The sequence below is a fragment of the Micromonospora inyonensis genome (assembly GCF_900091415.1).
Lineage (GTDB): Bacteria > Actinomycetota > Actinomycetes > Mycobacteriales > Micromonosporaceae > Micromonospora > Micromonospora inyonensis.
Genome location: NZ_FMHU01000002.1, coordinates 2,528,202 through 2,550,624 on the forward strand (window position 1 = coordinate 2,528,202; position 22,423 = coordinate 2,550,624).

Here is a 22,423-nt window from a genome sequence, read left to right on the forward strand (position 1 = left end):
TTCCCCGTCAGGCGCGGGGCAGTCGGGGGATGGTCGGGGTCGCCGACGGGGCCGTGGGTTCCTCCGCCGGGGCGCTGGCGCGCAGTTCCTCGATCCGGGCCGCCAGGCCCGCCACGGTGGGCGTCTCGAAGAGGCTGCGCATCGGCAGGCGCACCCCGGTGGCCTTGCGCATCGCCGCGATGAGCTGCACCGCGACCAGCGAGTTGCCGCCGAGGGCGAAGAAGTCGTCGTCCACGCCGACGACGTCCACGCCGAGGTTGTCCCGCCAGACGGCGGCGATGGCCGCCTCCAACTCGGTGCGGGGCGGGGCGGAGGTGCCGGCGACGGCGGTGGTGGCCGTGGTCGGCTCCGCCTCGGTCTCCAGGCTCTCCGTGGTGACCCGGCCGGCGCGCTGCCGGATGTCGGCGACCGTCCGGGTGGCGATGACGACCTGCGGGCCGAGGCCGGCGGCGAGGCTGCGGCGGAACGCCTCCGCCCCGTCGACCGGGCGGATGTCCTCGGTCGACCCGTCCGACACCGGTTCCGTCCCGGTCGCGACCGGCCCGGCGAGCCCGCCGGTGACCGCGTCCTGGTCGACCCGGCGCAGCACGAAGTCGCTGATGGACACCAGCTCCCGGCCCTCCGGGTCCAGCAGGGACAGGTCCGCGGCCACCACCTCGTCGGTGGCACCGTCGCGGTAGCGCAGGTGGCTCGCGAAGGTCGCCGGCAGCGGACCGCGCACCACGATCCGCCCGTACGACATCGGCAGGTAGGTGCCGGAGCCCCGGCCCCGGCCGAAGGCGGTCGCCACATCCAGCAGCGCCGGGTGCAGACCCCAGACGGCCAGGTCGTCCCGGGCCGCCGCGGGGGCCTCGATCCGGGCCACCTCCTCGCCGGTGCCGAGGTGGTGCTCGCGCAGCGAGTTCCACCGGGGTCCGAAGGTGAGCATGCTGGTGCGACCCCGCCCGAAGGACGAGTCGTCGTCGATCCGCCGGCAGCCGGCGGTCACCTCGGCCAGGTCCCGGGCCGGCGGGGCGGGCTCGGTGGTCCATCCGGCCGAACCCCGCACGTGGGTGCGCGACTCACCGGCGGCGAGGCTGCGGACGGCGAAGTCCACCCCCTCGTCGGTGCCGGTCAGCTCGACCCGGTACTGGGCGACCGTGCCGTCGGGCACCGAGAACGGCTCGAGGAAGACCACGTCCCGCAACTCGACCAGCGCGTCCGGCCCGGGGGCGGGTACGGCGGCGGCCACGGCGGCGCGGACCGACTCCAGGTGGGCGGTGCCGGGCACCACCGGCACCCCGCCGATGCGGTGCTCGTCGAGCACCCAGTGGGTGCCGGCCGAGACCAGGCCGTGCAGCACGGTCTCCGTCGCGCCGGTGACCCGGGTGGTGAGCACCGGGTGGTCGACTCCGGTGCTGACCGTCTCGCGGGCCACCGCCCGGAACCCGGCCGGCACGTTCGTCTCGACGGCCATGCCGACCTCGGCCCAGCCACCCCAGTTCTGCGACAGCACCGGGGCCCGCCAGCCCAGCCCGGAGCGGGCGTACGCGTCCAGCGCGTTGTTGGCCGCGCAGTAGTCGACCTGGCCGAAGCCACCGACCACGGCGGTGATCGACGAGCAGAGCACCACGAAGTCCATCGGCAGGTCACCGAAGACCTGGGCCAGCGCCAGGGTGCCGGCGACCTTCGGGGCGAGCACCCGCTCCGCCTCAGCCCGCTCCTTGATCTCGGCCATGCCCCCGCCGGGCAGGCCGGCGGCGTGCACGATGCCGTCGATCCCGCCGTACGCCTCCTCGGCGGCGGCGCGGACCCGGCGCAGGTCGGCCGGGTCGGTGACGTCGGCGGCGAGGACGAGGACCTGCGCACCGGCCGCCTCCATGCGGCGGATCGCCGCGATGGCCCGACCGGCCCGGTCGTCGCCGTGCACGGCGAGGTGGTCGTCCCACGCCTCGCGCGGCGGCAGGCCGGAGCGGGCCAGCAGCACCAGTCGCGCGCGGGCGCGGCGGGCGAAGTCCTCGGCCAGGGTGATGCCGATGCCGCCGAGACCGCCGGTGATCACGTACCGGCCGCCCTCGCGGAGCACACCGGCGTCCTCCCCGGCGGACGCCGGTTCGGCGTCGAGGGTGACCTGCTCGTAGTCGGTGACCCAGCGCCGGTTGCCGCGCAGCGCCACCTCGGTGACCGCGCCGACCGGGCGGTTCAGCTCGGCGGCGAGCGCGGTGGCGTCGGTGGTCGCCGGGTCCGCGTCGACCAGCCGGACGGTCAGGCCGGGCAGCTCGACCGGGAGCACCCGGGCCAGGCCGACCAGCGTGGCGTGCTCGGGTCGGGTCAGGTCGGCACCGCTCACGTCCCCGATGCCGGCGGTGACCAGGTCGAGGGTGCGGGGGTGCTCCCCGGTGGTCGTCCCGGCTCCGGCGAGCGCCTGCACCAGGTGCAGGGCGTCGAAGAAGCCCCGGTCCAGGGCGACGGAGGTGGCGGCGAGGTCGGTGCCGGTCGGTTCGCCGTCCAGCGCGAACGCGTGCACCAGCCGCTCGGGCAGGTCCGCGCCGAGCGCGGCGACCAGCGCGTCGTGGTCGGCACGGACGCCGGGACGCAGCCGGTACCCGTCGGCGGTGGCGGCGAAGTCGTCCCCGGCGCGGACCACGACCGGGTCGGCCCCGCCGACCCCCAGCGCCGCGAGCAGCGCCTCCCCGCGGGGGCCGTCGACCAGGACCAGGCAGCGGCCGAGCGGGGCGCGGCGCGGCTCCGGGGTGGCCTGCCGCCACACCGGGACGGCGAACCACTCCGCCAGCGGACGGGGCCCGGACGGGATCTCCGCCACGGCGGCCGGCTGCACCGGGTCCGCGTCGATCCAGTAGCGCTTCCGCTCGAACGGGTACGTCGGCAGCGGCACCCGCCGGGCGGCCGGGTCACCGTCGAGGCGCACCCCGACGCCGGTGCACCAGAGCGCGCCGGCGGTGGCGAGGAAGGTGGCCAGGTCGCCGGTGTCCTCGGTGGGCCCGGGAAGGCTGCCCAGCGGGGTGAGCGCCCGCTGCTCCGGCGACGCCTTGGCGACCTGCATCCGGGCCAGGTTCGCCAGCTGCTTGCCGGGCCCGCACTCCACCAGTGACCAGACACCCTCGGCGAGCAGGGTGGCCACGCACGCGCCGAAGCGGACCGGCTGGCGCAGGTGCGCCGCCCAGTACGCCGGGTCGGTGGCCTGCGCGTCGGTGATCCAGGTGCCGGTGACGTTGCTCAGGAACGGCACGGTCGGCCGGCGCAGCTCCACCGTGGCCATCAGCGCGGTGAACTCGGCGAGGATGGGTTCCATCATCGGCGAGTGGAAGGCGTGCGAGGTGCGCAGCGGCTTGCACTTGCCACGGCGGGTCTCGGCGTACGCGGCGACCGCGTCGGCCGGACCGGCGACCACGCAGGTGCCCGGACCGTTGACGGTGGCCACGGACAGCCCGTCGGGGAGGGTCTCGGCGACCACCGACTCGGCCAGGTTGACGGCGAGCATCGCGCCGGCGGGCAGCGACTGCATCAGTCGTCCCCGGGCGGCGACCACGCGCAGCGCGTCGGGGAGGGTGAACACCCCGGCCACGGTGGCGGCGGCGTACTCGCCGATGGAGTGGCCGACCATCGCCGCCGGCCGGACCCCGGTGCTCTGCCAGAGCAGGGCCAGGGCGTACTCGACGACGAACAGGGCCGGCTGGGTGTAGCGGGTCTCGGTGAGCTTCTCCCCCGCCGCCGGGTCCCGGCCGAGGATCAGGTCCCGCAGGTCCAGGCCCAGCTCGGGGCGGAGCAGTTCGGCGCACTCGTCCACCACGGCGGCGAAGGCCGGCTCCTCGGCGTAGAGCTGCGCGCCCATGCCGGCGTACTGGGAGCCCTGGCCGGAGAAGAGGAACGCCACCCGGGGCGCGGCACCGTCGGCCACGCCGCCCTGCCGTCGGCGCGGGGTGCGCAGGGCGGTCACCGCGTCGGGCAGGTCGGTGGCGACCACGGTGGCCCGGTGCGGGTACTCCTTCCGGCCGACGCGCAGGGTGTGCGCGACGTCGGCGAGCAGTTCCGGACCGCCGTCGGTGGTGGTCGCCAGGTGGTCGGCGAGCCGGGTGAGTGCGGTGTCCAGCGCGGTCGGGGTCTTCGCCGACACGTGCAGCAGGTGGGCCGGGCGGATCCGCCGGTCGACCCGGGCCGCCGCCGGGGCCTCCTCCAGCACCACGTGCGCGTTGGTGCCGCCGATGCCGAACGAGCTGACCCCGGCCCGGCGCGGGCCGGCGTCGTTGTCCCACTTGGTGAGCGTGTTCGTCACGTAGAACGGGGTGTCGGCGAAGTCGATCGCCGGGTTCGGGGTCTCGTAGTTGATGGTGGGCGGGATCAGCCCGTGCTCCATGGCCAGCACCGCCTTGATCACGCTGACGATGCCGGAGGGCTGGCTGAGGTGGCCGATGTTGGACTTGACCGAGCCGATGCCGCACCAGCCCCGCTCGTCGGTGTCCCGGCCGTAGACGGCCGAGAGGGCGGCGACCTCGATCGGGTCGCCCATCGCGGTGCCGGTGCCGTGCGCCTCGACGTAGGTGATGGTGCGCGGGTCGACGCCGGCCAGCTCGACGGCCTGGGCGACGGCCTCCATCTGCCCGTCGACGCTGGGCGCGGTGAAGCCGACCTTGCCGGCCCCGTCGTTGTTGATCGCGTTGCCCCGGACCACCGCGCGGATGGTGTCGCCGTCGGCGACGGCGTCGGAGAGACGCTTGAGGACGGTGACCCCGACGCCGCTGCCCCAGACCGTGCCGTTGGCGGCCGCGTCGAACGGCCGGCACCGCCCGTCCGGCGAGGTGAAGCCCTCCATGCCCATGAAGCCGACGCCGTGCGGCATCTCGACGTTGACCCCGCCGGCCAGGGCCATGTCGCATTCGCCGTTGCGCAGCGACTCACAGGCCAGGTGGAACGCGACCAGCGAGGTGGAGCAGGCGGTGTGCACGGTCAGGCTCGGCCCGCGCAGGTCCAGCCGGTACGACACGTTCGTCGCCACGTAGTTCGGCGAGTTGCCGGTGGCCACCGACACCGCGGAGTGCAGCGCCCCGCCGACCCGCTTGTTCTTCGACACGTGCAGTTGCAGGTAGAGGTTGCCGCCGGTGCCGGCGTACACGCCGACCGCGCCGTCGTAGCGGCCCGGGTCGTAGCCGGCGTCCTGCAACGCGGTGTAGCAGGACTCCAGGAAGATCCGGTGCTGCGGGTCGGTGATCTCGGTCTCGCGGGCGGTCATGCCGAACAGCCCGGCGTCGAACTCGTCGAACGCCTTCAGCACCGGGGCCTTGTGCACCCAGCTCGGGTCGTCGACCTCGTCGACCGTGGCGCCCCGGGCGAGCTGTTCCTCGCGGGTGAAGGTCGTCACCGACTCCACGCCGTCGACCAGGTTGCGCCAGAACTCGTGCACGTCGGCCGCACCGGGCAGGCGGGCGGCCAGGCCGACGATCGCGATCGGCTCGACGCCGTCGTCCTCGCCGGGAAGGGCGGATGTGAGCGGGTTGTCCATGGTTTCCTTCATTCCGCTGCGCCGTCGGGGCGACGGGGTGGGATTCGGCGGGTACGACTGCGTCGGGCGGCCGCGCGGAGCGCGGCCCGGGCGAGCTCCGGCCGGTCCACGACGCCGTCGAGGTGGGCGGCGAGCGCCCGGATGGTGGGGTGACGGAAGAGGTCGAGCATCGCCAGGGACCGCCCGGTGGCGGCGGTCAGCCGGGCGTGCACGGCGGCCAGGGCGAGCGAGTGCCCGCCGATGTCGAAGAAGTTGTCGGTCACCCCGACCCGGTCGCGTTCCAGCACCTCCCGCCAGATCCCGGCGATCAGCTCCTCGGTGTCGGTCGGCGCGTCCGGCCCGGCGGGCAGCGGCCCGCGCGGCGCCTCGCCGCCGGCGACGGTCATCGCGCCGAGCCGCGCCACCCGGACGACCGCCCGGGGCAGGTCGACGGCGACCGTGTCGACCGGCTCGTGCGGGGCATCGGCCAGCGCGCCGACCAGGGTGGCCAGGTCGGCCAGGAGCGCGTCGATCCGCCCGGCGTCGAACAGGTCCGGGTTGTACACCACCTCGACACCGAACCGCCCGTCGTGCTCGACGACGTAGACGGTGACGTCGAACGGGGAGCCCGGCTTGTCCACCCGGACCGGTTCGCCGGTCAGCCCGGCCAGCGCCAGCCGGGGCGGGGCGAAGTTGAGCACGTTGAACAGCACCTGCACCAGTGGGGCGTGGGAGGTGTCCCGGGTGAGGCCGAGCGCCTCGACGATCTTGTCCAGTGGTGCGCCGGAGTGGGCGGTGGCCTCGTGCAGTTCGGTCGCGCACCGGTCGACCAGGTCGGCGAAGCCCACCGACCCGCCGGTACGGACCCGGACCGGGACGGTGTCGATGAGGAAGCCGATCACGTCGTCGAAGGCGGCCAGCCGCCGGTCGGCGACCACCGCGCCCAGGACGTGGTCGTCACCGCCGGTGAGCCGGCCGAGCAGGACGCCGAAGCCGGCCAGCAGCACCGCCGCGCTGGTGGTGCCGCGCGCCGCGGCGAGTGCCCGGACCGCCCGGTCCGCCTCGGCGGAGAGGGTCACCCCGGCCTCCGCGCCGACGTAGGTCTGCACCGCCGGGCGGGGCCGGTCCCGGGGCAGCTCCAGCAGGGTCGGCGCGCCGTGCAGGTGCGTGGTCCACCAGGCCACGTCGGCCGGGCCCTGCCGCCGGTCCCGCTCGGCCCGCCAGACCGCGTAGTCGGCGTACGAGACGGCCAGTGGCGGCAGGGCGGGGACCGTCCCGGCGACCGCCTGGGCGTACCCGGCGGCGAGGTCGTCGTAGAGCACCGCCTCGGACCAGCCGTCGAAGACCGCGTGGTGCAGGGTGATCGCCACCACGTGCTCCCGCTCGCCGAGCCGGTACACGGTGACCTGCCAGGACGGTCCGGTGGCCAGGTCGAAGGAGTGCGCCGCACCGGCGGCGAGCATGGTGCGCAGCTCCGCCTCGACGTCGGCGGCCCCGGTCAGGTCGACCACCGGCACCGCCACGTCGGTCGGTTCGGCGCACACCGCGTACGGCACCCCGCCGGTCTGCAGGATCCGCCAGCGCAGCACGTCGTGCCGTTCGGCGACCGCCCGCAGCGCCGCGCCCAGGGCCGCGGTGTCCAGCGCGCCGTGCAGCCGTTGCGCCAGCGCGATGTTGTACGGCGCGCTGGACGAGGCGATCTGGTCGACGAACCAGAGCCGGCGCTGCGGCGCGGACAGGGTCGGCGGGTTGCCGGTGGTGAGCCCGTCGGACTCGGCCGGGGCGGCGGCGCGGACCGCGTCGACCAGCGCGGCGAAGGTGCGGGCGGCGACCACGTCCCGGGCGTCGACCTGCCGTCCCAGCTCGGCGCGGAGCGCGGCGACCAGACGCATCGCGGCGACCGAGTTGCCACCGGCGGCGAGGAAGTCGGTGTCCGGGCCGGGGGCCGCGCCGAGCAGTCGGGCCCAGAGCCGGGCCACCGTCGTGGTGACCGGATCCGTGGAGGCGACCACCCCGTCGGCCGGGTCCCGACCGGCGGCGGCCCGCTCGCGCAGGGCGGCCCGGTCGAGTTTGCCGGTGGTCAGGCTGACCGGCAGCACGGGCAGCCGCAGCAGCCGGGCCGGCTGCATGGCCGGGGTGAGCCGGTCGGCGGCCCAGTCCCGGATCTCCTCGTCGCCGAGGGCGTCGGCAGGGGTCAGGAACGCGACCAGCTCGGTGCCGGTCGGGCCGTCGACGGCCTCCACCACCACCCGGTCGATTCCCGGGTGGTCCGCGAGCACCGCCTCGACCTCGCCCAGCTCGACGCGCTGGCCCCGGACCTTCACCTGGCGGTCGATGCGTCCCAGGTAGACCAGCCGGCCGTCCGGGCCCTGCCGGACCAGGTCGCCGGTGCGGTAGAGCCGCTCTCCGGGCAGGCCGGAGAACGGGTCGGGGACGAAGGCCGCGGCGGTCAGCGCGGGCCGGTCGAGGTAGCCGTCGGCCAGGCCGGGTCCGCCGACGAGCAGTTCCCCGCTCTCGCCCGCGACCACCGGACGCAGGTCGGCGTCGACCACGTACACCCGGTGGTTGGGCAGCGGCAGCCCGATCGGCACCGGGTCGGCCTCGTCACCGGTGAGGTCGCCGGCCACCACCGCGACGGTCGCCTCGGTCGGGCCGTAGGCGTTGACGAACCGCCGCCCCGGCGACCAGCGGGCGGCCAGCTCGGCCGGGACCGCCTCGGCACCGCAGAGCACCGTCCGCCAGGCGGGGAGGGCGGCCGGGTCGAGCAGGGCGAGCACGGTCGGGGTGAGCAGCCCCCAGTTCACGTCGTGCGCGGCGGCGAAGCGCTGCAACCGGAGCGGGTCGGTCCGGTCGTCGGCGCCGACCAGCTGCACCGCGCCGCCGTGCGCCAGCGGCACGAACAGGTCGATGACGGCGGCGTCGAAGCTGAGCGCGGCGCTGGCCAGGCTCCGGGTGCCGGCGTCGACCCCGGTGCGCGCCGCCCAGCCGGTGACGAACTCGGCGAGGCCCCGGTGGGTGACCCGGACACCCTTGGGACGGCCGGTCGACCCGGAGGTGAACAGCACGTACGCGGTGTCGCCGGGGCGCGCCGGGCAGGGCGTGAGCGGCGCGGCACCGGGCAACCCGAGGGTCTCCATGCCGGCGACGTCGCCGAACTCCGCCTCGGCGGCGTCGCCCACCACGATCCGCACGCCCGCGTCCCGGGCGATCTCCCGCAGCCGCGCGCGCGGGCCACCCGGGTCCAGCGGCACGTACGCCGCACCGGCGAGCAGCACACCGAGCACGGTGACCACCAGGTCGGGACGACGGGTGGCGCACACCCCGACGCGGCTTCCCGGACCCGCGCCCCGCTCCCGCAGCGCGGTGGCCACCCCGGCGGCCCGTTCCACCAGGTCGCGGTAGCTGAGCCGGTGGTCCCACTGGCGTACCGCGGTGGCGTCGGGGGTGCGCGCGGCCTGTTCCCGGACCAGGTCGGCGACGGTCGCGTCGGGCCAGGGCAGCTCGGGACCGTGGGCGGCGGCCGGGTGCGGGGGGAGGGTCATCGGTGCGCTCCGGATCCGGTGGGGGGGGCTTCGCCGTCGACGATGTGCAGCCGCAGCTCGCTGAAGTAGCGCCGGCCGGCACGGTCCGGCACCCAGGCCTGTTCGGGGGTGGGCAGCATCTCGGTGAGGGTCACCGCCACCGGGTCACCGCCCACGCCCCGGGCGGTCCGCAGCATCGAGCAGAACGCCGAGGCGTAGAACGGGCTGCTCAGGTCGAGGAAGCAGGGCTTGGTCTCGGTGGCGAGCTTGACGTACACCTGCTCGGGGAGGCCCAGCTCGCGCCGCCACCGCCGGACGGCGAGGAACCGCTCGCGTTCGCCGGTGACGTCCGCCAGACCGGTCCCGCCGAGCGTGGTCCGCCAGGTCTCCCGGGCCACCACCAGCCGGTCCAGGGTGATCCGGGGAGTGTGTGCGGCGGCGGCGACCAGTTTGAAGCCGTCGACGGCGTGCATGGTGAGCGGGCCGGCGAAGATCTCGTCCAGGGTCCAGGTGCGCCCGTCGGAGGCGACCGCGACCAGTTCGCCGTCGCGGTCGACGACGGTCAGGTCCACGGTGGGCAGCACCCGGTCCGGGTCGGCCCCGGCGGCGGGAGCGAACGCCAACTGCCGGTCAGCGGGGCCGACCAGGCTCTCCGCGACCCGGCTGGTCCGGCGCGGCCACTCGTCCGGCACCAGCAGCCGGACCCGACGGCCGCCCAGGTCCTCGTCGAGGGCGGCGCGCAGCCGCGCCACGTCCGGGTGGGACGGGGTGAACACCTCGCAGTCGAAGGACGCCCAGGCGGCGTGCAGCTCACCGAGGACCACGGTGTACTCGCCCCGGGCCAGCGCCTCGGTGTCCCGGGCGCAAACCTGCAGGTCGGGGCTGTGCAACCGGGCGTTGCCCCAGGTCGGCGGGGCGGCCGGGAAGACCTCGGCGACCCGCTCGGCGAGCCCGGCCAGGTCGACGTCGACCCGGCGGGTGCCGGCCGGCAGGTTCTCCAGCCCGAACAGCCCGGCCCAGCGGCGGGCGAACTCGGCGGCCACCGCGTCGACCGGCCGGTCGCCGGTGCCCCAGAACAGGCCCTGGGCCAGGAACCACAGGTCGGCCAGGGACACCCCGCCACCGCGCGCGTCGGCCCGCAGCTCGTCGTAGAGCTGCCGGAACGCGTCGGCGTACGCGCGCCGCAGCGCCTCGACCAGCCACCGGGCCGCCTGGAGCAGCACGGCCATCGGCGCGGCGATCTCCCGCAGCAGTGGTCCGCCGACCACCGCGTCGAGGTCGCGGCTGGTGTCCTCGTAGCAGAGGGTGCGGCCGGCGTACATCTGCCCGTCCCGGCGGCGGGGCGACTGACCGGTCAGCTCGGTGAAGAGGGCGTCCAGCTCGGCCAGGGCGCCCCGGAGCCGGTCCGGGTCGCCGGCCGCGGCGGCCACCGCCTCCCGGCCGGCGCGCAGCCGGTCCAGGCCGGCGCGGGCCCGGCCCCGTACCGCCTCGTCGCCGATGGCGTCGATCCGCTCACCGAGCACCTGTTCGGCGGCGGGGCTGACCGGCAGCAGCGCGTCCCAGGTGATCAGTTCCCGTTCGACGAAGCGTTCCAGCAGGGCGTAACCGTCGTCGGGCCGCCGCAGCCCGAGCCCGGGGTCGGCGACCACGTGCGCGGCGGGACGCCGGCCGTCGCAGGCGGCCAGCAGCGCCGCCTCGACGGTGGAGAGTTCCAGCGGCCGGCGGCCCGGCCGGCGCACCGTCCGGCCGTCCAGGCCGAGGTGGGCGGCGAGCATCGGCGGCCACCAGCGTCGCACCGCTGGGTCCCGGCCGAGCGCGTCGGCGTACGCGGCCACCGCCCAGGACTCGAAGACCACCCAGCGGCGGCGGGTCAGCTGCTCACCCGGTCGCGCGGTCAGCGGCGTCGCGGCGGCCGGGTCGACGGTCACCCAGCAGCTCGGCCCGAAGAAGCCGACCGTCTCGTTCTTGCCGCAGTAGCGCTGCCAGTAGCGCAGCAGGGCCTTCTCCCGGTCCCGGCGTCGGACGTTGCGGGGGGCGTCCGGCCCGGCCGCCACCAGGCCGTCCAGGGCGGTGAGGACGTTCGGGTTCTGCCAGGTCACGGCCTCGCGCACCAGCGGGTCGGCGGCGATACGGCGCAGCGTCTCGCCCCCGTCGGCCAGCGCCTCGGCGAAGGCGGTGTCGAAGAGGTCGGTGGGGCCGCCGTCGAGCAGGTCGTCGGCCGCGGCGGCGGCCTTCGGGGCGGCGAGCGCGGTCAGTCCGTCGGCTGGGAACCCGGTGGTGCGCAGCAGCGCGTCCCGCCAGACCGACCAGTGGGTGTCGCCCAGCGGCACCCGGTGCCCACCCGGCCCGGCGGCCGGGCCGCCCTCCGTCGGGTGGCCGGCGGTCGGCCCGGCGGCCACTGCGACGGATCCGACCGGCGCGACGGACGCCGGGGCCGCCGGCGCGGTGGTCGCCGCGAGCAGGTCGGCGCGGATCACGGCCAGCACGTCGGCGAGGCGGTCGCGCAGGAAGAAGTGCCCTCCGTCGATGTCGTGCAGGGTGAAGCCGGCGGTGGTGTGCCGCTCCCACGCGGCGCTCTGCTCCCGGGTCACCGCCAGGTCGGTACGGCCGCTGAACGCCACGATCGGCACCGGCAACGGCTCCTGGGGCGTGTACCGGAAACCGTCCACCCGGCGGAAGTCGGCCCGCAGCAGGGGCAGCAGCAGCTCGACCAGCTCCGGATGCTCGAGGATCTCCTCGGGGAGACCGCCGCCGGTCCGGAGCCGGGCCAGCAGCTCCTCGTCGTCGGCCCGGGAGAGCCCGTGGAAGTGGCTGGTGTCGGTGACGTGCGGGGCGCGGGCGCCGCCGACGTAGAGCCGGATCGGCAGCGTCCGGCCGGTGCGGCGCAGTTCCCGCACCACGTCGAAGCCGAGCCGTCCGCCCATCGAGTGGCCGTAGATCGCGTACGGGCGGTCGGCCCGCGCGGCGATGGCCGCGGCGACCTCCGCGACGGCAAAGTCCGGGTCCTCGGCGATGCGCACCTCCCGGCCGGGCAGTTGCACCGGCTGCACCTCGACGTCGGAGCCGATGGCGTCCCGCCAGCGACGGAACGCGCTTGCCCCGGCCCCGGCGTAGGGCAGGCAGAACAGTTGCACCGACGCGTGGGGACGACGTCCGGTGGAGGCGAACCAGGTCACCGCTGGCCTTTCTGAGGAGGATCGATCCAGTACCGGTGCCGCTGGAACGGATAGGTGGGCAGGCCGGTACGGTGGCCGCCCCCGTCGGGGTGCAGCGCCGTCCAGTCGACGTCCCCGCCGGCCAGCCACCCGGCGGCCCGGTCCAGCAGGTCGGCCGGGGCCCCGGCCACCCGGTCACCGGTGGCGAGCAGGTCGTCCAGCGCGGCCACCGCGCCGGCCGCGTCGGTCGCCGCGACCACGGCCCGGCAGCCGAAGGCCCGCCGGCCGGTGGCCAGGGTCCAGGCCACGTCCGCCAGCGGCGCGGCGGTGCCGGCCAGGTGGGTCCGGAGCCGGGTGACCACCGCCCGCAGCGCCTCGGGGGTACGTGCCGACAGCGGCAGCAGGTACGCCGCACCGGACGGCTCGTCGGCCGGCTCGTCGGCCGGCTCGTCCGGCGGCGGCTGTTCCACCACGACGTGCGCGTTGGTGCCGCCGAGGCCGAACGAGCTGACCCCGGCCACCCGACGCGGGGCCTGCGGCCAGTCCCGGGCCTTGGTCGGCACGTAGAACGGGCCGCCGGCCAGGTCGATCTCCGGATGCGGGCGGGTGAAGTGCAGGTTCGGCGGGATGACCCCGTGCTGCACGGCGAGCACCGCCTTGATCAGCGAGGCGATGCCGGCCCCGGCGTCCAGGTGGCCGATGTTGGTCTTGACCGAGCCGAGCGCGCAGGTCTCGGCGGGAGCCGCACCGGAGTAGACCTCGTGCAGCGCGGCCACCTCGATCGCGTCGCCCAACGGGGTCCCGCTGCCGTGCGCCTCGACGAAGCGGACCTCACCGGGGTCGACCTCGGCGGCGGCCAGGGCGCCTGCCACGGCGGCGGCCTGCCCGGCCGGTCCCGGCACGGCGAACCCGGCCCGGTCCGCGCCGTCGTTGGTCACCGCCCAGCCGGGCAGGATCGCGTAGATCCGGTCCCCGTCGGCCTGGGCGTCGGCGAGCCGGCGCAGCACGACCACCCCGGCTCCGGAGCCGAACCCGGAGCCGGCGGCGGCCTCGTCGAAGGCCCGGCACCGCCCGTCCGGGGAGGCCAGTCCGCCGGCCCGGTAACGCGGCCAGGTGACGTTGACCCCGCCGGCCAGGGCGACGTCGCACTGGTAGTCGGCGAGGCTCTGCGCGGCGAGGCAGACCGCCACCAGCGAGCTGGAGCAGGCGCTCTGCGTGGCCACCGCCGGCCCGGTCAGCCCCAGCCGGTAGGCGACCTGCCCGGGGAGGTGGTCGGTGAACTGCCGGCCGATCAGCCGGGCCTCCCAGTCGTCCGGGTCGACGTCACCGACCACGGCCGGGTTGTCCATCAGGTGGAACAGGAAGTAGCGGTTGGCGGAGGTGGCCGCGTACACGCCGACCAGGCCGGGGAAGCGGGTCGGGTCGCAACCGGCGTCCTCCAGCGCCTCCCAGGCGGTCTCCAGGAAGATCCGGTGCTGCGGGTCGGTGCGGGCCGCCTCGTCCGGGCCGAAGGAGAAGAAGTCCGCGTCGAACTCGTCCACCCCGGCCAGCCGTCCGGTGGCCCGCACGTGCCGGGGGTCGGCGCGCAGCCGGGGACCGATGCCGAGGGCCGCCAGCTCGTCGTCGGTGTGGTCGTGGACGGCGTCCACCCCGGCGCAGAGGTTCCACCAGAAGGTGGCGACGTCGGGCGCGCCGGGGAACCGGCCGGCCAGGCCGACCACGGCGATCTCGTCACCGGTGTGTTCCCGGACGGTGGTCGCGGGCGCGGGCGGGGTGGGCAGGGCGGGGGGCCGCACCGGCGCGGCCGGGGCCTCCAGTAGCCGGGCCTGCGCGGCCACCGTGGGGTGGGCGAACAGCTTGGGCATGGGCAGCCATACGCCGAAGCGCTCGGCCAGCCGTTCCTGCACCAGGCCGAGCAGGAGGGACTGCCCACCCAGGTCGAAGAAGCTGTCGGTACGGCCGACCGCCGCCCAGCCGAGCACGGCGCACCAGATGTCGTGCACCACCCGCTCGGTCGGGGTGGTCGGCTCCTCCCCCACCGGCACGGCGACCGGCGGGTCGGGCAGCGCGCGCTCGTCGACCTTGCCGGTCACGGTGAGCGGGAACGCGTCGACCACGACGACCGCCCGGGGCAGCGCGTACTCCGGCAGCCGTCGGGCCAGCGCCGCGCGCAGGGCCGGCGGGTCCAGCGACCCGCCGGCCGGGGTGGCGTACGCGAGCAGCTCACCGTCCCGGGCGATGGCGCGGACGGCGGCCACACCTGGACAGTCGGCGAGGTGCGCCTCGACCTCGGTCAGCTCGACCCGGTGCCCGCGCACCTTGACCTGCCGGTCCAGCCGGCCGAGGCAGACCAGCTCCCCACCGGGCAGCCGCTCGCCCAGGTCGCCGGTGCGGTACGTGGGCACCCCCGCCGGGTCGACGCCGAAGCGGTCGCTGTCGAGGTTGAGGTAGCCGGGTGCCAGGTGCGCGCTGCGGACCTCGATCTCGCCGTCGGCGGTCAGGTCGACGGCGTACCCGGGCAGGGCGCGGCCGACCGGCAACGGGCCGCTGCGGGTGGCGTCCACCCCGGCCAGCGGGAGCGCGTACCGGGCGGCGAAGGTCATCTCGGTGGCGCCGTAGCCGTTGACCAGCACGCAGTCGGCGGCGAACCGGTCCCGGCCCCGGGCCGCGTCCGTCCAGGTGGCCTGCTCGCCGCCGAGGAGCACCACGCGTACCTGGTCGAGCCGGCGGTCGCCGAGGGTGTCCAGGAGGAAGCGGTAGACGGTGGGGGTGGAGTGGTAGACGGTCACCCGGTGCCGGATCAGTTCGTCGACGGCGTGGGCCAGCCCGTGCCGGCGCAGCTCGACCGGGACGACCGCCGCACCGGTGAGCAGCGCCGGCCAGAGGTCCGGGATGGCGGCGTCGAAGCTGAACGAGGCGAGCAGGCTGAGCCGGTCGTCGGGGCCGATGGCCAGGGTGGCGATCTGGTTGTCCACCACGTGCCGCAGGTTGCGGTGGGTCTGCCCGACGGCCTTGGGCAACCCGGTCGAGCCGGAGGTGAACAGCACGTACGCCACCGAATCCGGGTCGACCGGCACCGGCGTCAGCGGCGCGGGGGCGGGATCGTCGGCGACCAGCACCCGCGTCCCGGGGCGGGCCTGGCTCAACCGGCGCGCGAGTGGTTCTCCAGCGGCCCCGGTGACGATGGTCCGCACGTCGGCGGCGGCGAGCATGTGCCGCAGCCGGTCCTCGGGGAAGCCCGGGTCCAGTGGCACGTACGCGCAGCCGGCGGCGAGCGTGCCGAGCATGGCGGCGATGGTGGGCACACCGTGCGCGGTGAGCAGGGCGACCCGCTGCCCGGTGGGGACCGTGGCGGCGGCGAGCACGGCGGCGTATCCGCCGGCCAGCCCGTGGAGCGCGGCGTAGCGCACCGGCCGGTCGCCGAGGACGGCCGGTCGGTCGGAGTGCCGCGCCGCGACGTCGGTGAACCGGTGGACGATCGTGGACTGCGGCATGTCAGTGTGTGACTACCGCCCGTAGGCCTGCCCGCACGCAGCGTCCGACGCCTGCATTCATTGGTCCCCCCAGGATTTCCACAGTGGAAGCAGCATAGGCCGGGCCGGGCTGGCGGGAAGATCATCGATCGGGAGTTGACCCGAAGGTCCGACCCCCGGTCGGACGTCGGACATGAACAGCCGTCCGATCAGCCCTCCACCTTGGGAGGCGCTATGGCCTAGGGGGCCACCGACCGGTCATCCTCCGCGGAAACAGAGCCGGCCCGGGAGAACTTCCGGCTGATGGACCGGGGCCCTTCCGATCCCGGGGCGGGACCGGGGCCCTCCAGACCCGGAGGCACGACCGGTGCCGGCGCGTGGGGGGACACACCGGCGACGGGCGCCGAGCCCATCATACGGTCCGTTGTGGATCGACGCCGCCCCGTCGACGTCGTCCGGCATCCCGGTGGTCACCCGCCCGCCGGTGACCACCGACCGCTACGGTGGACGTCATGGGCAAGCCGACCCGCTGGGTGACCGAGACCGGACCCGACCACTCCCGCTGGTACATCGACCGGTTCCGCCGGCTGGCCGTCGAGGGGGCGGACCTGACCGGCGAGGCACGGCTGCTGGACTCCATGGTCCGGCCCGGCGCGCGGATCCTCGACGCCGGCTGCGGCACCGGCCGGGTCGGCGCCGCGCTGGCCGACCGGGGGCACACCGTGGTCGGGGTCGACGCCGACCCGGCGCTGGTCGAGGCGGCCCGCGCCGACCATCCGGGGCCGACCTGGCTGGTCGCCGACCTGGCCGAACTGGAACTGCCTGGCGAACCGTTCGACGCGGCCGTGGTCGCGGGCAACGTGATGGCGTTCGTGGCCCCCGGCACGGAGCGGGAGGTGCTCCGCCGGCTCGCCACCCACCTGCGCCCGGACGGGGTGCTGGTGGTCGGGTTCGGCACCGACCGGGGATACCCGCTCGCCGACTTCGACGCCGACGCGTCCGCCGCCGGGCTGCACCGGGAGCACCGGTTCGCCACCTGGGACCTGCGGCCCTGGCGGGCCGACGCCGACTTCGCGGTCACCGTGCTGCGGCGTCCCGCCGACTGAGACCCCGCCGGCCTCGCGATCGCCGTTGCCGCCTTCGACGGGTCGCCCTCAGGCGGGTACGACAACCTCCCGGGCCGCCTCCGGGTCCAGCGGAGGGCCGGCGGGCACCAGGCTGACCAGGCCCGCGGGCAGGCGGACCGGCCGGACGTCGGGATACCCGAGCATGCCCAGCACCTCCGTCGAGGCCACCACGTGCCGGCGACCGAGGTCGGTGACCACGGAGACGGCACCACCGGTCGCCCCGGGCGCGGCGACCGACTCGACGACCGCGCCCCAGCCCGGCTCGACCACCACGTGGTCGGCGACCACTCCGCCCGTCCCGGCGGGTCCGCCGTCGCGAGGCACCGCCTCCCGCTCCGGCACGGTCGCGCCGACACGCACCTCCCGGACGCCACCGTCGTCACCGGCCTGCCCGCAGATCGCGCCCGCCTCGGGGCGCGCCAGCCGGGGTGGGCTGGTCGGCGGGGCGGTGGGGCCGGTCGGCACAAGGTCGGGCAGTTTCGGCAACCGGGCGAACCGGCCGAGGGTCAACGGCTGTGGGTCACCCTGCCCGGTCCGGGCCAGCAGGAGGCTCGCCTGCAACTCCGTGATGCCGGCGACCCCGTCCCGGTCGACGACCACGTACTGGCGACCGCCACCGGAGTTGGTGACCAGATGGACGTCGCCGATGTCGGCACCGGAGACCGCGTCGGACGCCTCCCCCAGGTCGGGCAGGTCCAACGGGGCCAGGTCCGGGCCGGCCGGCAGGCTGTCGAGCAGCGCCGGGGCCACCGGCACCGCCCGCTGCCGGGTGGTGGCCAGCGCGGCCAGCACCCGGTTCACGTCGCGCAGCCGGTGCCGGTGCCGGTGCCAGACCAGGTGGAGGCTGCCGTCCGGGTGACGGAGCAGCACCGCGTCGTCGCCGAGCGGCCGGCCGTCCCGGGCGGGGGCACCGACCAGCAGCACCGAGTGGGGCGATGTCGCGTCCGCACCGGTCACCGAGCAGACCGTCCAGGGCGCGGTGGTGAGCCGGCCGGCGTCCGGCAGCGAGTCGGGCGCGTCGGGGATGCCCAACGGCAGGCCGCGCGGCACCCCCTGGATCGAGCGGCGGGAGACCAGCACGGTCTTCGCCCGCTCGGCACCGATGATCAGCAGGGCCGAGGCGTAGTTCGACACCGGATGGAGTTTCCCGTCCCGGTAGACGAAGCGGGCACCCGACTCCTTCTCCACCACCACGGCCCCCTCGTCGCGCCAGCCGGAGCCCCCGCCGGCGAAGAGACCGTAGAGCGCGGCACCGCCGAGCGCGATCACCGCCACCAGCACACTGGCCAGGGCCGCGCCGGCCAACCGGCGGAACGGGGGGACCACCGGGTCCGTCTCCCGCGTCACCAGGGCGGCGACCGCCCGTTGGACGGTGAACTGGTACGAGTGGAGCTGGTCCTGCCGCGACGGCATGCGTTCCCTTCCCCGTGGTCGGTCGGGTCACAGGATAAGGGGCGCACGATCACACCACGTACGGGCACGGCAGCCGGCCGCCCGGCGGCACCGCCGGCCGGCCGGGACGTCACCCCTCCGCAGACGGGGCATCCGTTGTGCTGATCTCGGCGAGCACCCGCTCCTGCACGGCCCGCGCCTGCGGACCGCTCGGCGGTACGCCACCACCACGGGCCGCGATCGACCGCTCGATCACGTCGGTGCACCAGCCCGCCTCCGCGAGCCGGCGCCCAGCCTGGACCTTCGACAGCCACACCCCGTGTCGGAAGCGCACCAGGGAGCGGCAGGCGCCCAGCACCGCGTCCTCGGCGCCGGGCGCCGGCCGGTCGTCGTCCGGCGTGGGCAGGGCCAGCCACCAGCGCAGCGCGTCGACCAGCAGCCGGCGCAGGTCGGCCGGGGCCGGATCGGCGAACACCTCGGCGGCCGGCGGGCCGAACAGCGTCAGTCCGTGCTGGTGCAGGATGCTGCGGTCGAGCCCGTACCAGAACAGGCCGTCGGTGGCGGGTCGGTCCGGTCCGTCGACGCTGGCCCGGAAGGGCATCCCCCGTCCGGTGTTCAACTCGACCTCGTAGCCCGGTTCGGGGGTGCCGGACCGGGCGACCGCCTCCCGGTAGAGGACCAGTTCCAGGCCACGGGCCGGGCAGGGCAGCGCCTCGTGCCGCAGCCGCGCCACCAGACGGCGGCCACGTTCCGCCCCCGGGGCGTACGCACAGAGCAGGGCCACGTCGACGTCACTGCGCCCCGGCTGGTACGCGTCGAGCGCGACCGACCCGGCGGCGTACGCGCCCACCAGGTTGTCGCCGAGCACGTCGCGCGCGGCGTCGACCAGGTCCCGGAGATAGATCCGCACGTCGGGATGCATGCCGCATTGTGTACCTCCCGCCGCCGGAGGTGGCACATCCACCCCCGGGGCTGCACGCACGGAAGGTAGGGGCGAGAATACGGATCGACATGTTTGCCTCCGGTCGCCCGCCCACGACGCCACAGGCGCGTACCACCGATCGCACCGAGCAGGAGAGCCGGGAGGCGTGATGGACACGAACTGGTCGGTACGACTGGACACCGAGACCCGGACGCTCGGCGCCCGGACCGCGGCCCGCCTGCGGGAGCTGATCCGGGACGGGGTCCTCGCCCCCGGCACGCGGCTGCCGGCAGAGCCGGAACTGGCCCGCCGGCTCGGGGTGAGTCGCCCGACCCTGCGTGCGGCCGTCACCGAGCTGATCGGGGACCTGCTCCTGGTCCGTCGTCGGGGTGTCGGCACGTTCGTCTCGGCGGCCCCCCGCCCGGCGCACGGCCTGGAGCGGCTCACCGGCACCGGACGCGGCATCACGCTGGTCGGACGCAGGCCCGGGACGACCGGACTACGCGTCCGGCACGTCGTCGCGGATCCGGCGCTCGCCGCCCACCTGCACGTCGATCCGGGTTCCCCGGTCGTGCACCTGACCCGCACCCGCACCGCCGACGGCGTTCCGGTGGCGCACTGCGCCGAGTGGATCCCGGCGGGCCTGCTGCCGGAGCCCACCGCGCTCGACGCGTTCGGCGCGGAGGACTCGCTGCACGACCGGCTCGCCGCGTTGGGGCTGCCGCTGCGGCAGGCGGTGGCGCGGCTGGTGCCGGTGACGCCGGACGCCGACCTGCGGGACCGGCTCCACCTCGCCTCGGACGCCCCGCTGCTCCTGCTGGAGCAGCGGCACTTCGCGGTGGACCCGGGGGACCGGGTGGCGCTGTTCAGCCGCCACTGGTACGACACCGACCGGATCGACCTGGAACTCGTCCGCCGGGGCTGACCGCCGGCCGGACACGACCGCTAACCGTCGGGCGGCGGGCGGCGGGCGGCGGGCGGCGGGCGGCGGGCGGCGGGCGGCGGGCGGCGGGCGGCGGGCGGCGGGGTCAGCCCACCAGCGAGGGCTCGCGGGTCACCGCCGGCTGGTCGTCCACCGCGCGGGGGCCGGTGGCGGACCGGTTCGGCAGGGAGAGCCGGATGACCTTCCACCACGCCGAGGCGACCTGCCGGGGCAGCGAGCCGGTGGTGTACGACAGCCCGTACCGCCGGAATACCTCGCGCACCTCCGGGGCGATTTCCCCGTAGCGGTTGCTGGGCAGGTCGGGGAAGAGGTGGTGCTCGATCTGGTGGGAGAGGTTGCCGGCCATCAGGTGCAGCAGCCGACCACCCCTGATGTTGCCCGACCCGAGCATCTGCCGCAGGTACCACTCCCCCTTCGTCTCCCCCTCGATCGAGGTCTTCTCGAAGGTCTCGACCCCGCTCGGGAAGTGCCCACACATGATCACCGAGTGGCTCCACAGGTTGCGGACCAGGTTCGCGGTGAAGGTGGCGGCCAGGGTGCTGAGGAAGGACGGCCCGGACAGCAGCGGGTGCAACACGTAGTCCTTGAGCACCTGGCGGCGGATCTTGCGCAGCACCGCCTTCCCGCGCCGGCGGAACACCGGGTCCCGGGTGGTCTTCTCCTGGAGGTGGCGGCCCAGTTCCATGTCGTACGCGGCGATGCCGTACTCGAAGAAGCAGGCGTTGACCAGGTTCCACAGCGGCTGGCCGAGGTGCATCGGCAGCCAGGGCTGGTCCTCGTCGACGCGCATGATGCCGTAGCCGAGGTCGTTGTCCCGACCGACGACGTTCGTGTACTTGTGGTGCAGCTCGTTGTGTGACTGCTTCCACTGCTCGGCCGGGGAGACGTGGTCCCACTCCCAGGTGGTCGAGTGGATCTTCGGATCCCGCATCCAGTCCCACTGGCCGTGCAGGACGTTGTGGCCGATCTCCATGTTGTCCAGGATCTTCGCCACCGCCAGGCCGGCGGTGCCCACCACCCAGGCGGGTGGGAAGAGCGAGAAGAGCAGCACGACCCGACTGCCCAGCTCCAGCTTGCGCTGGGTCGCGATGAGCCGGCGGATGTAGGCGGCGTCCCGCTCCCCCCGGCTGGCGATGACCCGGTCCCGGATCGCGTCGAGGTCGGCGGCGAGCGCCTCGATGTCCGCCTCGGTGAGGTGCGCGATCGGGTTGTGCGGCTTCTTCTGGATCACGGTCATGTCCGCAACTCCCGTCGTCAGAGGTCGATGTCGCAGGGGCCGGCCGCGGCCGACACGCAGGTCTGGATGAGCACGCCGTCGCCGGGTAACGCGGTGGTGAGTTCCCCGGTACGCAGGTCGCGAACCGCGCCCTGGCGCAGCGGCAGGACGCAGCCGAAGCAGATGCCCATCCGGCAACCGGAGGGCATCAACACCCCGGCCTCCTCGCCCGCGTCGAGCAGCGCACGGGCCCCGTCGGCCTGGACGGTGACCCCGGCGCCGGTGAAGGTCACCGGCCCGCCCTCGCCCGCGGTGATCACGGTCGGGCGGAACCGCTCGGTGTGCAGCCGGTCGGCGGCACCGGCGTCGGCCCAGTGCCGCTCCACCGCGTCGAGCAGGCCGACCGGGCCGCAGGCCCAGGTCTGCCGGTCGAGGTGGTCCGGCACGAGGTCGGCGAGGTCCGCCACGTCGAGCACCCCGTCGGTGTCGGTGTGCCGCTCGACCAGGCGCAGCGCGCCACGCGCGGCGAGACCACGCAGTTCGGCGCCGAAGATCACGTCGGCCGGGGTGGGCGCGGAGTGCAGCACGACGACGTCGGCCCCGGCGAGGACTCCGGACCGGAGCATGCCCATGACCGGGGTGACACCGCTGCCGGCGGTGACGAACAGGACCCGGTCCGGCGCCGGTCGGGGCAGGACGAAGTCGCCCTGGGCCTGGTCGAGCTGGATGATCGTCCCCGGCCGGATGCGGCGGACCAGGTGGTTGCTGACCACGCCGTCGGGAAGGGCCTTGACGGTGACGGTGACCGGGTCGGTCCGCCGACCCGGCGGCGAGGTGAGCGAGTACGCGCGCCACTGGCGCACGCCGTCGACGTCCACGCCGAGTCGGACGTACTGGCCGGGCCGGTGGCCGCGCCAGCCACGGCCGGGGCGGATCACGACGGTCGCCGCGTCGCGGGTCTCGGGTCGGACGTCGAGGATCCGGCCGCGCAGGTCGGCCCCGGCGCGCAACGGCGCGACGAGGTCGAGGTAGTCCTCGGGCAGCAGCGGGGTGGTGACCGCGCCGGCGAGCCGCAGGAGCCGGTCCCGGAGGGGAACCCGGCTGGACCGGTGCGGAACGGTGGTGGTCATATAACCATGGTGGGCGCACCGTAAGTACAAAAGCTTGGCTCGGCGAGGTAAAACAGCCTCACCTTCTT

10 protein-coding genes are annotated in these 22,423 nt (G+C 75.4%); 2 read left to right on the forward strand and 8 right to left on the reverse strand.

From position 1 onward, the window contains the following. Positions 1-7: 7 nt before the first annotated feature. The 4 genes from GA0074694_RS25665 to GA0074694_RS25680 are packed head-to-tail and all read right to left on the reverse strand — an operon-like array spanning position 8 to position 15,646. Positions 8-5,497, reverse strand: a complete 5,490-nt coding sequence (locus GA0074694_RS25665) for a type I polyketide synthase (protein ID WP_091462584.1) — start codon at positions 5,495-5,497, stop codon at positions 8-10. Positions 5,498-5,505: 8 nt separating this feature from the next. After that, on the reverse strand, positions 5,506-9,018 hold the full coding sequence (locus GA0074694_RS33800; protein ID WP_091462585.1) for a non-ribosomal peptide synthetase: 3,513 nt from the start codon (positions 9,016-9,018) through the stop codon (positions 5,506-5,508). Next, positions 9,015-12,173 carry a thioesterase domain-containing protein gene (locus GA0074694_RS25675; protein WP_091462586.1) on the reverse strand — a complete coding sequence of 1,053 codons (3,159 nt, stop codon included), beginning with the start codon at positions 12,171-12,173 and terminating at the stop codon, positions 9,015-9,017. Before GA0074694_RS25675 ends, GA0074694_RS33800 begins: the two co-directional genes overlap by 4 nt. Beyond that, positions 12,170-15,646 (reverse strand): beta-ketoacyl synthase N-terminal-like domain-containing protein, encoded by a 3,477-nt coding sequence (locus GA0074694_RS25680; protein WP_091462587.1) that lies wholly within the window; start codon positions 15,644-15,646, stop codon positions 12,170-12,172. Before GA0074694_RS25680 ends, GA0074694_RS25675 begins: the two co-directional genes overlap by 4 nt. Before the next feature lie 491 nt (positions 15,647-16,137). On the opposite strand from GA0074694_RS25680, the gene GA0074694_RS25685 reads away from it, so the two are divergent. After that, the gene (locus tag GA0074694_RS25685) at positions 16,138-16,731 is read left to right on the forward strand and encodes a class I SAM-dependent methyltransferase (protein ID WP_091462588.1); all 594 of its coding nucleotides are present in this window, start codon (positions 16,138-16,140) and stop codon (positions 16,729-16,731) included. 48 nt (positions 16,732-16,779) lie between these two features. Here the strand turns inward: GA0074694_RS25685 and eccB are convergent, their stop codons facing one another. Both eccB and GA0074694_RS25695 read right to left on the reverse strand, forming a co-directional pair. Continuing rightward, on the reverse strand, positions 16,780-18,165 hold the full coding sequence (gene eccB, locus GA0074694_RS25690; protein WP_091462589.1) for a type VII secretion protein EccB: 1,386 nt from the start codon (positions 18,163-18,165) through the stop codon (positions 16,780-16,782). Between the two features lie 109 nt (positions 18,166-18,274). Then, positions 18,275-19,066: a nucleotidyltransferase gene (locus GA0074694_RS25695; RefSeq protein ID WP_091462590.1), complete on the reverse strand. Its 792-nt coding sequence runs from the start codon at positions 19,064-19,066 to the stop codon at positions 18,275-18,277. A gap of 169 nt (positions 19,067-19,235) precedes the next feature. Here GA0074694_RS25695 and GA0074694_RS25700 point away from each other — a divergent pair, with 169 nt between their 5' ends. Continuing rightward, positions 19,236-19,991: a GntR family transcriptional regulator gene (locus tag GA0074694_RS25700; protein ID WP_176738121.1), complete on the forward strand. Its 756-nt coding sequence runs from the start codon at positions 19,236-19,238 to the stop codon at positions 19,989-19,991. A 103-nt stretch (positions 19,992-20,094) separates the two neighbouring features. Here the strand turns inward: GA0074694_RS25700 and GA0074694_RS25705 are convergent, their stop codons facing one another. Then, the gene (locus GA0074694_RS25705) at positions 20,095-21,246 is read right to left on the reverse strand and encodes a fatty acid desaturase family protein (protein ID WP_091462592.1); all 1,152 of its coding nucleotides are present in this window, start codon (positions 21,244-21,246) and stop codon (positions 20,095-20,097) included. A gap of 17 nt (positions 21,247-21,263) precedes the next feature. Continuing rightward, positions 21,264-22,355 (reverse strand): ferredoxin reductase, encoded by a 1,092-nt coding sequence (locus GA0074694_RS25710; protein ID WP_091462593.1) that lies wholly within the window; start codon positions 22,353-22,355, stop codon positions 21,264-21,266. Positions 22,356-22,423: the final 68 nt, after the last annotated feature.

Coding starts and splice junctions, on each gene's coding strand:
- GA0074694_RS25665 (WP_091462584.1), bottom strand. CDS start 5,497: ATGGACAACCCGCTCACATCCGCCCTTCCCGGCGAGGACGACGGCGTC.
- GA0074694_RS33800 (WP_091462585.1), bottom strand. CDS start 9,018: ATGACCCTCCCCCCGCACCCGGCCGCCGCCCACGGTCCCGAGCTGCCC.
- GA0074694_RS25680 (WP_091462587.1), bottom strand. CDS start 15,646: ATGCCGCAGTCCACGATCGTCCACCGGTTCACCGACGTCGCGGCGCGG.
- GA0074694_RS25685 (WP_091462588.1), top strand. CDS start 16,138: ATGGGCAAGCCGACCCGCTGGGTGACCGAGACCGGACCCGACCACTCC.
- eccB (WP_091462589.1), bottom strand. CDS start 18,165: ATGCCGTCGCGGCAGGACCAGCTCCACTCGTACCAGTTCACCGTCCAA.
- GA0074694_RS25695 (WP_091462590.1), bottom strand. CDS start 19,066: ATGCATCCCGACGTGCGGATCTATCTCCGGGACCTGGTCGACGCCGCG.
- GA0074694_RS25700 (WP_176738121.1), top strand. CDS start 19,236: ATGGACACGAACTGGTCGGTACGACTGGACACCGAGACCCGGACGCTC.
- GA0074694_RS25705 (WP_091462592.1), bottom strand. CDS start 21,246: ATGACCGTGATCCAGAAGAAGCCGCACAACCCGATCGCGCACCTCACC.
- GA0074694_RS25710 (WP_091462593.1), bottom strand. CDS start 22,355: ATGACCACCACCGTTCCGCACCGGTCCAGCCGGGTTCCCCTCCGGGAC.